The sequence below is a fragment of the Pseudomonas linyingensis genome (assembly GCF_900109175.1).
GTDB lineage: Bacteria > Pseudomonadota > Gammaproteobacteria > Pseudomonadales > Pseudomonadaceae > Geopseudomonas > Geopseudomonas linyingensis.
The window spans coordinates 301,235-313,361 of sequence record NZ_FNZE01000002.1; the positions used below are offsets into that span (position 1 = coordinate 301,235).

8 protein-coding genes are annotated in these 12,127 nt (G+C 67.3%); 5 read left to right on the plus strand and 3 right to left on the minus strand.

Annotated features, from left to right (window positions below):
• Positions 1–222: 222 nt before the first annotated feature.
• From gltB to hemE, 3 genes are all read left to right on the plus strand, one after another.
• A complete protein-coding gene (gene gltB, locus BMZ19_RS03815) occupies positions 223–4,668 on the plus strand; it encodes a glutamate synthase large subunit (RefSeq protein WP_090307082.1) in 4,446 nt (1,481 codons plus the stop codon).
• 114 nt (positions 4,669–4,782) lie between these two features.
• Positions 4,783–6,201 (plus strand): FAD-dependent oxidoreductase, encoded by a 1,419-nt coding sequence (locus tag BMZ19_RS03820; protein ID WP_090307085.1) that lies wholly within the window; start codon positions 4,783–4,785, stop codon positions 6,199–6,201.
• A 131-nt stretch (positions 6,202–6,332) separates the two neighbouring features.
• Complete coding sequence (hemE, locus tag BMZ19_RS03825; RefSeq protein WP_090307087.1) at positions 6,333–7,397, plus strand: uroporphyrinogen decarboxylase; 1,065 nt, start codon at positions 6,333–6,335, stop codon at positions 7,395–7,397.
• 60 nt (positions 7,398–7,457) lie between these two features.
• Here hemE and BMZ19_RS03830 read toward each other — a convergent pair whose 3' ends face one another.
• Positions 7,458–8,717: an MFS transporter gene (locus BMZ19_RS03830; protein WP_090307090.1), complete on the minus strand. Its 1,260-nt coding sequence runs from the start codon at positions 8,715–8,717 to the stop codon at positions 7,458–7,460.
• A gap of 189 nt (positions 8,718–8,906) precedes the next feature.
• Between BMZ19_RS03830 and BMZ19_RS03835 the strand changes: the two genes are divergently transcribed.
• Both BMZ19_RS03835 and BMZ19_RS03840 read left to right on the plus strand, forming a co-directional pair.
• On the plus strand, positions 8,907–9,845 hold the full coding sequence (locus BMZ19_RS03835; RefSeq protein ID WP_090307093.1) for a LysR substrate-binding domain-containing protein: 939 nt from the start codon (positions 8,907–8,909) through the stop codon (positions 9,843–9,845).
• Positions 9,846–9,912: 67 nt separating this feature from the next.
• Entirely contained in the window at positions 9,913–10,683 is a 771-nt protein-coding gene (locus tag BMZ19_RS03840; protein WP_090307096.1) for a ParA family protein, read from the plus strand.
• A 28-nt stretch (positions 10,684–10,711) separates the two neighbouring features.
• Here BMZ19_RS03840 and BMZ19_RS03845 read toward each other — a convergent pair whose 3' ends face one another.
• Positions 10,712–11,500, minus strand: a complete 789-nt coding sequence (locus tag BMZ19_RS03845) for a universal stress protein (protein WP_090307099.1) — start codon at positions 11,498–11,500, stop codon at positions 10,712–10,714.
• Between the two features lie 64 nt (positions 11,501–11,564).
• Positions 11,565–11,999 (minus strand): thioredoxin TrxC, encoded by a 435-nt coding sequence (gene trxC / locus BMZ19_RS03850; protein WP_090307102.1) that lies wholly within the window; start codon positions 11,997–11,999, stop codon positions 11,565–11,567.
• Positions 12,000–12,127: the final 128 nt, after the last annotated feature.

Here is a 12,127-nt window from a genome sequence, read left to right on the forward strand (position 1 = left end):
CAAGGTAAAAAACCGGTGATCCGCCTAGGCGGCTCACCGGTTTTCTTTTATAAATGCGACATGAAATTTTCGCTTTGGCGCCATTTGTTCTTTTTCGGACATGGCCTGCGCGCTACAATGGCGCATCCGTGATCGCACCCCGCGCCGCAAATGTGGTAGCAAAGGGGGATAAATTGCGACAAATCGCCCGAATCAAGTAAAAGTTAGCCGGTGAGAGTGCCTATGAAAGCAGGTCTGTACCATCCTGAGCAGTTCAAGGATAACTGCGGCTTCGGTCTGATTGCCCACATGCATGGGCAGCCCAGTCACCACCTGCTGCAGACGGCCATTGAAGCCCTGACATGCATGACCCATCGCGGCGGCATCAATGCCGACGGCAAGACCGGCGATGGTTGTGGTTTGCTGCTGCAGAAGCCTGATCGTTTCCTGCGCGTGCTGGCCGCCGAGCAGTTCGGCGTACACCTGCCCGAGCAGTACGCGGTCGGCATGCTGTTCCTCAGTCAGGACGAAGCCAAGGCCGCCCGCGCGCGCGAGGCCGTCAATGCGCAACTGGCCGCCCAGGGCCTCAGCCTGGTCGGCTGGCGCCACGTGCCGGTCGATACCTCGGTACTCGGTCGTCTGGCCCTGGAGTGCCTGCCGCGCATCGAGCAGGTGTTCGTCAGCGGCGAAGATCTCGACGACCAGCAGATGGCGATCAAGCTGTTCTACGCCCGCCGCCATGCCGAGGTGGCATTGAAGGATGATGCCGACTTCTACGTCTGCAGCCTGTCGGCCAAGGACATCATCTACAAGGGCCTGATGATGCCGGCCGATCTGGCCAGCTTCTTCCCCGATCTGGGCGACGATCGTCTGGAAACCGCGATCTGCGTGTTCCACCAGCGCTTCTCCACCAACACCCTGCCGCGCTGGCCGCTGGCTCAGCCGTTCCGCTTCCTGGCGCACAACGGCGAGATCAACACCATCACCGGCAACCGCAACTGGGCGGTGGCGCGGCGCAACAAGTTCGCCAACGAGCTGCTGCCCGACCTGGAAAGCATCGCGCCGCTGGTCAACCGCACCGGCTCCGACTCCTCGAGCATGGACAACATGCTCGAGCTGCTGGTCACCGGCGGCATGGACCTGTTCCGCGGCCTGCGCATGATCATTCCGCCGGCCTGGCAGAACGTCGAGACCATGGACGTCGAGCTGCGCAGCTTCTACGAATACAACTCCATGCACATGGAGCCGTGGGATGGTCCGGCCGGCGTGGTGCTGACCGACGGTCGCCATGCGGTCTGCCTGCTCGACCGCAACGGCCTGCGCCCGGCGCGCTGGGTCACCACCAAGAACGGCTACATCACCCTGGCTTCGGAAGTCGGCGTGTGGAACTACGCGCCGGAGGACGTGATCGCCAAGGGCCGCGTCGGCCCGGGGCAGATCCTCGCCGTGGACACCGAAACCGGCCAGGTGCTGCACACCGCCGACATCGACAACCGCCTGAAGTCGCGGCATCCCTACCGCCAGTGGCTGCGCCAGAATGCCCTGCGCATCCAGGCCAGCATGGAAGAGGATCAGGGTGCGGCGGCCTACGACGCCGGGCAGCTCAAGCAGTACATGAAGATGTTCCAGGTCACCTTCGAGGAACGTGACCAGGTGCTGCGTCCGCTCGCCGAGCAAGGCCAGGAAGCGGTCGGCTCGATGGGCGACGACACTCCGATGGCGGTGCTGTCGCGTCGCGTGCGCTCCACCTACGACTACTTCCGCCAGCAGTTCGCCCAGGTGACCAACCCGCCGATCGACCCGCTGCGCGAGTCCATCGTGATGTCCCTGGAAACCTGCCTGGGCGCCGAGCGCAACGTCTTCGAAGAGACCGCCGATCACGGCAACCGCGCGATCCTCAACACTCCGGTGATCTCCCCGGCCAAGTGGCAGACGCTGATGACCCTGGATCGCCCGGGCTTCGAGCGGCAGATCATCGACCTCAACTACGACGAGTCGCTCGGTCTCGAGGCCGCGGTGCGCGCCATCGCCGACCAGGCCGAGGCTGCCGTGCGCGCCGGCAAGGTGATGCTGGTGCTCAGCGACCGCCACATCGCCCCCGGCAAGCTGCCGGCGCACGCCTCGCTGGCGGTCGGTGCCGTGCACCACCGCCTGACCGAGAAGGGCCTGCGCTGCGACTGCAACATCCTGGTGGAAACCGCCACCGCCCGCGACCCGCACCACTTCGCCGTACTGATCGGCTTCGGTGCCACCGCGGTCTATCCGTTCCTCGCCTATGAGGTGCTCGCCGACCTGATCCGCAGTGGCGAGGTGCTCGGCGACCTGCACGAGTCGTTCAAGCACTACCGCAAGGGCATCTCCAAGGGCCTGCTGAAGATCCTCTCGAAGATGGGCATCTCCACCGTGGCCTCCTACCGCGGCGCCCAGCTGTTCGAAGCCATCGGCCTGGCCGACGAGGTGGTCGAGCTGAGCTTCCGCGGCGTCGCCAGCCGCATTCAGGGCGCGCGCTTCGTCGACATCGAGGCCGAGCAGAAACTGCTGGCGCTCGAGGCGTGGAACAACCGCAAGGCCATCCAGCAGGGCGGTCTGCTCAAGTTCGTCCATGGTGGCGAATACCATGCCTACAACCCGGACGTGGTGCGTCTGCTCCAGGAAGCCGTGCAGCAGGGCGACTATGCCCGCTTCCGCGACTACACCGCGCTGGTCGACAGCCGCCCGGTATCGATGCTCCGCGACCTGCTCAAGGTCAAGACCGCCGCGCAGCCGCTGGCGCTGGATCAGGTCGAGCCGCTCAACGCGATCTTCAAGCGCTTCGATGCCGCCGGCATTTCCCTCGGCGCGCTGTCGCCGGAAGCCCACGAGGCGCTGGCCGAGGCGATGAACCGGCTGGGCGGGCGCTCCAACTCCGGCGAGGGCGGCGAAGACCCGGCCCGCTACGGCACCATCAAGAGCTCGAAGATCAAGCAGGTGGCCACCGGCCGCTTCGGCGTCACCCCGGAATACCTGGTCAACGCCGAAGTGCTGCAGATCAAGGTCGCCCAGGGCGCCAAGCCCGGCGAGGGCGGCCAGCTGCCCGGCGGCAAGGTCAATCCGCTGATCGCCCGCCTGCGCTACGCGGTGCCCGGCGTGACCCTGATTTCGCCGCCGCCGCACCACGACATCTACTCGATCGAGGATCTGGCCCAGCTGATCTTCGACCTCAAGCAGGTCAACCCGCTGGCGCTGGTGTCGGTCAAGCTGGTCGCCGAGCCGGGCGTCGGCACCATCGCCGCCGGCGTGGCCAAGGCCTACGCCGACCTGATCACCATCTCCGGCTACGACGGCGGCACCGGCGCCTCGCCGCTGACCTCGATCAAGTACGCCGGCTCGCCGTGGGAACTGGGCCTCGCCGAGGCGCACCAGACCCTGCGTGGCAACGACCTGCGCGGCAAGGTCCGCGTGCAGACCGACGGCGGCCTGAAAACCGGCCTCGACGTGATCAAGGCCGCCATCCTCGGCGCCGAGAGCTTCGGCTTCGGCACCGCGCCGATGATCGCCCTGGGCTGCAAGTACCTGCGCATCTGCCACCTGAACAACTGCGCCACCGGCGTGGCCACCCAGAACGACCAGCTGCGCAAGGACCACTTCATCGGTACCGTCGAGATGGTGATGAACTTCTTCACCTTCATCGCCGAGGAAACCCGCGAGTGGCTGGCCAAGCTGGGCGTACGCAGCCTGGCCGAGCTGATCGGGCGCACCGACCTGCTCGAAGTGCTGCCGGGCGAGACCGCCAAGCAGGGCAACCTGGATCTGACCCCGCTGCTCGGCAGCGCGCACATCCCGGCCAACAAGCCGCAGTTCTGCGAGGTGGAGAAGAACCCGCCGTTCGATCAGGGCCTGCTGGCCGAGAAGATGGTCGAGCTGGCCCTGCCGGCGATCAAGGCCAAGAGCGGCGGCGAGTTCGCCCTCGACATCTGCAACTGCGACCGCTCCATCGGTGCGCGCATCTCCGGCGAGATCGCCCGCGTGCACGGCAACCAGGGCATGGTCGAGGCGCCGCTGAGCTTCCGCTTCACCGGCACCGCAGGGCAGAGCTTCGGCGTATGGAACGCCGGCGGCCTGAACCTGTATCTGGAAGGCGACGCCAACGACTACGTCGGCAAGGGCATGACCGGTGGCAAGATCGTCATCACGCCGTCCCAGGGCAGCGCGCTGAAGAGCCAGGAGTCGGCGATCATCGGCAACACCTGCCTGTACGGCGCCACCGGCGGCAAGCTGTTCGCCGCCGGTACCGCGGGCGAGCGTTTCGCCGTGCGCAACTCCGGCGCCCACACCGTGGTGGAAGGCACCGGCGACCACTGCTGCGAGTACATGACCGGCGGTTTCGTCTGCGTGCTGGGCAAGACCGGCTACAACTTCGGCTCGGGCATGACCGGCGGTTTCGCCTACGTGCTCGACGAGGACAACAGCTTCGTCGACCGGGTCAACCACGAGCTGGTGGACATCCAGCGCATCAGCAGCGAAGCGATGGAGGCCTACCGCAGCCACCTCAAGCGCGTGCTGGTCGAGTATGTCGAGGAAACCGGCAGTGCCTGGGGTCAGCAGATTGTGGAGAATCTCGACGACTACGCGCGCCGCTTCTGGCTGGTCAAGCCGAAGGCCGCCAGTCTGAAGACGCTGCTGTCCAGCACCCGGGCCAACCCGCAGTAAGGCCGCTTCGAGCCGCCAGTCTCGCCCGCCAGGGGCGGCGAGGCTGGCCGGTTCCCCAGATGAGTTTCGCAGCTTGAAGCACGTGACTTGAGGCTGCTGCAAAGAGGTTTTGATATGACTGAACGTCTGAACAACGACTTCCAGTTCATCGAGGTCGGCCGCAAGGATCCGAAGAAGAAGCTGCTGCGCCAGCGCAAGAAGGAATTCGTCGAGATCTACGACCTGTTCAAGCCGCAGCAGGCGACCGAACAGGCGCACCGCTGCCTGGAGTGCGGCAACCCGTATTGCGAATGGAAGTGCCCGGTGCACAACTTCATTCCCAACTGGCTGAAGCTGGTCTCCGAGGGCAACATCCTCGCCGCCGCCGAACTGTCGCACCAGACCAACACCCTGCCGGAAGTCTGCGGCCGCGTGTGCCCGCAGGACCGCCTGTGCGAGGGTGCCTGCACCCTGGCCGACGGCTTCGGCGCGGTGACCATCGGTTCGGTGGAGAAGTACATCACCGACACCGCCTTCGCCATGGGTTGGCGTCCGGACATGTCGAAAGTCGTGCCGACCGGCAAGCGCGTCGCGGTGGTCGGTGCCGGCCCGGCGGGCCTCGGCTGTGCCGACGTGCTGGTGCGCAACGGCGTGACCCCGGTGGTGTTCGACAAGAACCCGGAAATCGGTGGCCTGCTGACCTTCGGCATCCCCGAGTTCAAGCTGGAAAAGACCGTACTGAGCCGTCGTCGCGAGATCTTCACCGGCATGGGCATCGAGTTCCGCCTCAACACCGAGGTGGGCAAGGACGTGACCATGGAGCAGCTGCTCGCCGAATACGACGCCGTATTCATGGGCATGGGCACCTACAGCTACATGAAGGGCGGCTTCGCCGGTGAGGACCTGCCGGGCGTCTTCGATGCGCTGGACTTCCTGATCGCCAACGTCAACCGCAACCTCGGCTTCGAGAAGTCCGCCGAGGACTTCATCGACATGGCGGGCAAGAAAGTGGTGGTGCTCGGTGGTGGCGACACCGCGATGGACTGCAACCGCACCTCGATCCGTCAGGGCGCCAAGGCGGTCACCTGTGCCTACCGTCGTGACGAGGCGAACATGCCGGGCTCGCGCCGCGAGGTGAAGAACGCCAAGGAAGAAGGGGTGAAGTTCCTGTTCAACCGCCAGCCGATCGCCATCGTCGGTGAAGGTCGGGTGGAAGGCGTCAAGGTGATCGAGACCCGTCTCGGCGAGCCGGATGCCCGTGGCCGCCGCAGCCCCGAGCCGATCCCTGGTTCCGAGGAGATCCTGCCGGCCGACGCCGTGGTGATCGCTTTCGGCTTCCGGCCGAGCCCGGCGCCGTGGTTCGAGCAGTTCGGCATCAATATCGATGACCAGGGCCGCGTGGTCGCCCCGGAAGCCGGTCAGTTCAAGCATCAGACCAGCAACCCGAAGATCTTCGCCGGTGGCGACATGGTGCGTGGCTCCGATCTGGTGGTCACCGCGATCTTCGAAGGCCGCCAGGCCGCCGAGGGCATCCTCGACTACCTGGGCGTCTGATCCCGTCGGCTGTGCCGGGCTTCCCCGCGCAGCTGACCTTGGTCAAGCAAGCCACGAAAGGCACGGCACCCGCCGTGCCTTTTGCTGTGTGCTTTGCGACAATGCCCCCTGAATTTTCGCCGGAAGCCGTTATGACCGCCTTGAAGAACGACCGTTTCCTTCGCGCCCTGCTCAAGCAGCCTGTCGATGTCACCCCGGTGTGGATGATGCGCCAGGCCGGACGCTACCTCCCCGAGTACCGTGCCAGCCGCGCCAAGGCCGGCGATTTCATGAGCCTGTGCATGAATCCCGAGCTGGCCTGCGAGGTCACCCTGCAGCCGCTGGACCGCTACCCGCTGGATGCCGCCATCCTGTTCTCCGACATCCTGACCATTCCGGATGCCATGGGCCTGGGCCTGTACTTCGAGACCGGCGAAGGGCCGCGCTTCAAGAAGGTCATCAGCACCCCGGCCGACATCGCCGCGCTGCCGATCCCCGATCCGGAGAAGGATCTCGGCTACGTGATGGACGCGGTGCGCACCATCCGCCGCGAACTCAACGGCCGCGTGCCGCTGATCGGCTTCTCCGGCAGCCCCTGGACCCTGGCCACCTACATGGTCGAGGGCGGCTCCTCCAAGGACTTCCGCAAGTCCAAGGCGATGCTCTACGACAACCCGCAGGCCATGCACGACCTGCTCGACAAGCTGGCCCAGTCGGTCACCAGCTACCTGAATGCGCAGATTCTCGCTGGCGCCCAGGCGGTGCAGATCTTCGACTCCTGGGGCGGCAGCCTGTCGGATGCGGCCTACCGCGAGTTCTCGCTGTTCTACATGGAGCGCATCGTCGCCGGCCTGATCCGCCAGCACGAAGGCCGCGAAGTGCCGGTGATCCTGTTCACCAAGGGTGGCGGTCTGTGGCTGGAGTCGATGGCCGAGGCCGGCGCCACCGCGCTGGGCCTGGACTGGACCTGCGACATCCGCAACGCCCGCGCCCGCGTCGGCGACAAGGTGGCCCTGCAGGGCAACATGGACCCGACCGTGCTGTACGCCAACCCGACGGCGATCCGCGCCGAGGTGGCGCGCATCCTCGAGCGCTACGGCCACGGCTCGGGCCACGTGTTCAACCTCGGCCACGGCATCACCCCGGAAGTCGATCCGGCGCATGCCGGCGTGTTCATCGAGGCGGTGCACGAGCTGTCGGCGCAGTACCACGGCTGATCCGCGCCCGGATGCAGGCAAAGGCCCGATCCCTGTGATCGGGCCTTTGCATTTCAGGGCTCAGACTTGCGGCTGCTTGGGCGGCAGGCGCGACAGGTGCAGGGCCACCGTCAGGGCGACGGCGAGCAGGGCAGCGATGAACAGGCCAACGCCGGTCCAGCCGCCGTGTTGCCAGAAGAAACCGCCAAGGGTGCCGGCCACGCTGGAGCCCAGGTAGTAGCTGAACAGGTACAGCGACGAGGCCTGACCTCGGGCCTGCAGGGCGCGACGGCCGACCCAGCTGCTGGCCAGCGAGTGGGCGGCGAAGAAGCCGAAGGCGAACAACAGCATGCCGAGCAGGATCAGCAGCAGCGAGGCAAACAGGGTCAGCAGCAGCCCGGCCAGCATCAGCAGGATCGACGGCCAGAACACCCGGTGGCGGCCGAGGCGGTCGGCCAGCAGGCCGGCCTGGGTCGAGCTGTAGGTGCCCGACAGGTAGACCACCGAGAGCAGGCCGACCAGGGTCAGGCTCAGATGGTAGGGCGCCTCGAGCAGGCGGTAGCCGATGTAGTTGAACAGGGTGACGAAACCGCCCATCAGCAGGAAGGCCTCGAGAAACAGCCAGGGCAGGCCGCGGTCGGTCAGGTGCAGGCGCAGGCCGCTGGCGAGGTTGGCGAAGCTCAGCGGCGTGGGGCGAAAGTGTCGCGAATCCGGCAGCAGGCGCCAGAACAGCAGCGCGGCGAGCAGCGCCAGGCCGCCGAGGGTGGCCACGGCGGCCTGCCAGGAGACGAAGTCCACCAGCACGCCGCTGACCAGTCGCCCGCTCATGCCGCCCAGGGCGTTGCCGGAGATGTACAGGCCCATGGCCAGGCCGAGGTGCTGGGGATGGATCTCCTCGCTGAGATAGGACATCGCCACCGCCACCAGACCGCTGAGCGACAGGCCGACCAGCGCGCGCATCGCCAGCAGGGCATGCCAGTTGGGCATCAGCGGGCTGAGCAGGGTGCACAGCGCGGCGGCACACAGCGCGGCGACCATCACCGGCTTGCGGCCGATGGCATCGGACAGCGGGCCGGTGACCAGCAGGCCGACGGCCAGGGTGATGGTCGACACCGACAGCACCAGGCTACTCTGCGCCGCACTCAGGGCAAAGGCCGCAGACAGCACCGGCAGCATCGGTTGCACGCAGTAGAGCAGGGCGAAGGTGGCGAAGCCACCGGCGAACAGCGCCCAGTTGGTGCGCCGGAAGCGGGCGCTGCCCTTCTCTATGTGGCTCGCGGTTTCCGTGGCTGTGGCCGCGGCGTTTGCTGGCTGCGCAGGGCTGGCGACAAGGCTGTTCATCGGTTCCTCGACAGGGGCGGCCTGGGCTCGGGGCGACGAACGATCACCGTCGCAGGGTGCGGGCGGGGTGGCGGCGGGTATTGCGCCGGGGCCGCAGGGTATGCCGGCAAGCATAGGTGAGGCGGTATTCTTAGTTCCAATATATTATTCGACTCATATGATATGCGTTACGAATCGATAGGGCTGCCCATGGAACTCCGCCACCTGCGCTATTTCATCGCCGTCGCCGAGGAGCTGCACTTCGGTCGCGCGGCCCTGCAGCTGGGCATCTCCCAGCCGCCGCTGAGCCAGCAGATCCAGGCGCTGGAGGACGAGCTGGGCGTGCGCCTGTTCGAGCGCACCAACCGGCGCGTGGCGCTGAGCGAGGTCGGCCGGCTGTTCCTGCCCGAGGCGCGCCAGGTGCTGGCGCAGCTGGACAAGGCGGTCGCCGTGGCGCGCCGCGCACAGCGCGGCGAGGTCGGCGAGCTGAAGGTCGGCTTCACCTCGTCGGCGCCGTTCACCTCGACCATTCCACGGGCGATCCAGGCCTTCCGCCTGGCCTGCCCGGCGGTACATCTGGACCTCTGCGAGTTGAGCAGCCGCGGCGTGGCCGAGGCGGTCGCCGAAGGGCGGCTGCAGGTCGGCATGCTGCGCCCGCTGGAGGCCATGCCCGCCGGGCTGGAGGCGCTGGAGCTGTTCGCCGAAGAGTTGGTGGCGGTGCTGCCGGCCGGCCATCCGCTGGCCGGCCGCGAGGCGGGGATAGAGCTGAGCGACCTTGCCGGAGAGGCCTTCGTGTTCTTCCCGCGCAGTTTCGGCACCGGGCTCTATGACCAGCTGCTCGACCTGGCACGCGCCGCCGGGTTCACTCCGCGCATCGTCCAGGAGGCCAGCGAGGCGATGACCCTGATCGGCCTGGTCGCCACCGGCCTCGGCGTCACCGTGCTGCCGGCCTCGTTCAGCCGCATGCGCATCGACGGCGTGGTCTGCCGCACCCTGCGCGATGCCGGCGCCAGCACCGCGGTGTGGCTGGTGCGCCGCCGCGACGAGGCCTCGCCGCTGGTGCAGCGCTTCGCCGCGCTGCTCGAGGGCGAGGCGCGGCAGGCGCAGGCGCTGCGGGCAATGGCGGTCGATGCGCACAGCCGGAGCTGAATGGGGTTAAATGCAGGACACAGCAAAGCATCCGCGCACAGCGGAGCGTACCAAGGGAGACAGTGGCATGCGGCGTGTGGTGTTCAATCAGAAGGGCGGGGTCGGCAAGTCGAGCATCGCCTGCAACCTGGCGGCGGTGAGTGCGGCGCAGGGCTATCGCACCCTGCTGGTCGATCTCGACAGTCAGGCCAACTCCACCCATTACCTCACCGGCCTGAGCGGCGACGCGATCCCGCTGGGCATCGCCGACTTCTTCAAGCAGGTGCTGGCCGGCAGCGCCGGCAAGAAGCCGAAGGTCAGCGTGCAGCACACCCCCTTCGCCAATCTCGACTTGGTCACCGCCAGTGCCGAGCTGGCCGACCTGCAGCCCAAGCTGGAGGCCAAGCACAAGATCAATAAGCTGCGCAAACTGCTCGACGAGCTGGACGAGGATTACGACCGGATCTACCTGGACACCCCGCCGGCGCTGAATTTCTATACGGTTTCCGCGCTGATCGGGGCCGATCGGGTGTTGATTCCCTTCGACTGCGACAGCTTCTCGCGCCAGGCGCTGTACGGTCTGCTCGCCGAGATTGACGAGCTGCGCGAGGACCACAACGAGGATCTCGAGATCGAGGGCATCGTGGTCAACCAGTTCCAGCCGCGGGCCTCGCTGCCGCAGCAGCTGCTCGACGAGCTGCTTGCCGAGCAGCTGCCGGTGTTGCCGGTGTACCTGGGCGCTTCGGTGAAGATGCGCGAGTCGCACCAGGCCTGCACGCCGCTGATCTTCCTCGATCCGCGGCACAAGCTGACCCAGCAGTTCGTCGAACTGCACGCGCATCTGGAAGGCGCCGACTGAGCGTCCTCCTGCTCTCGGCGGGGGAGGCTCAGCGCACGATCAGCACGTCGCAGGGTGGCTGGTGCAGCAACTGCAGCACCAGACTGCCGAGCAGGGCGTCGGCCAGCGCGCCGCGGCTGTGCGCGCCGAGGGCCAGCAACTGCGGCTGCTCGGCGGCGATGACCGTCTGCAGGCAGTGCTCGCGCTCCCCCGACAGCAGGGCATGGCTGAGCTGCAGCGGGCGTGTCGGCAGGCGGCGGCGTTCATCGTCGACCAGGCGGTCGAACAGCTCGCGCTGGAACTGTCGCTCGGTGGGATCGTCGAGGGCGTGGATCGCGGCCCGCTCGTCGATGTGCAGGGCATGCACGCTGGCGCCGTCGGCCAACAGCTGCCAGGCCTGCTGCAAGGCACGACTGGCGCAGGGCGAGAAGTCCAGCGCCACCAGCGCCCGCGCCCAGGGCTGGACGGGCTGCACCGCCAGCAGCAGCGGCACCGGACAGCCCTGCAGGAGCTGCTCGAGGGTGGTGCCGGCAAAGCCTTGCGCCGACTGCGCGTGATGGGCGCCGAGGACCAGCAGGTCGGCCTCCAGACCTCGCACCAGTCGGAGAATCTCCTCGACCGGATGGCCGCTGCGCACCAGCAGCTCGACCTGCTCGGTCTGGCAGGCGGTCAGTGCCGGCGCCAGGCGGGCCCGGGCCGCCTCGGCATCGCCTCCGGCGGCCAGCACGTGCACCAGACTCAGCCGCGCTCCCAATTGCCGGGCCAGCAGATCGGCGCGCTGCAGGGCCAGATCGGCCTCGGGGCTGAGGTCGTGGGCGACGAAGATGTGCTGAACCATGGGAGTCTCACGCGGCGGAACGAAGGCCGCAGTATGCCGCGTGCGGCGCGCGCTGTCCGCCGGTTCAGATGCCATGCTGACGTAGCCAGGCCAGCAGCTGTGGCAGGGGGAGGGCGCCGCTCTGCCGCGCGACTTCGACACCGCCCTTGAACAGGATCAGGCTGGGGATCGAGCGGATGCCCAGCTGGCCGGCCAGCGGCTGGTTGGCCTCGCTGTCCAGCTTGGCCAGGCGCACGCGCCCGGACAGCTCGCGCGCGGCCTGGTCGAAGGTCGGCGCGAAGGCCTTGCACGGCCCGCACCAGTCGGCCCATACATCGAGCAGCAGCGGCAGGTCGCCCTTGAGCTGGGCGGCGAAGCTGGCGCCGTCGACGGCGAACGGCTTGCCGGGCAGCACCGGGTTCTTGCAGCGCCCGCAGCGCGGCGCCTCGCCGAGACGGGCGGCGGGGATGCGGTTGAGGCCGCTGCAGTGCGGACAGGGGATGATCAGCGAGTCGGTCATGGTGGGCTCCACGGGGTGATGTCCCTAGTGTGGGGCCGCTGGGCGGGATATCAAGGCGCCGTGTTCGTTCCCCGTCTGTGGGAGGTGCGCCAGGAGCTCAAGAGCTTCGCCCCGAGGTGGGGCCTCCC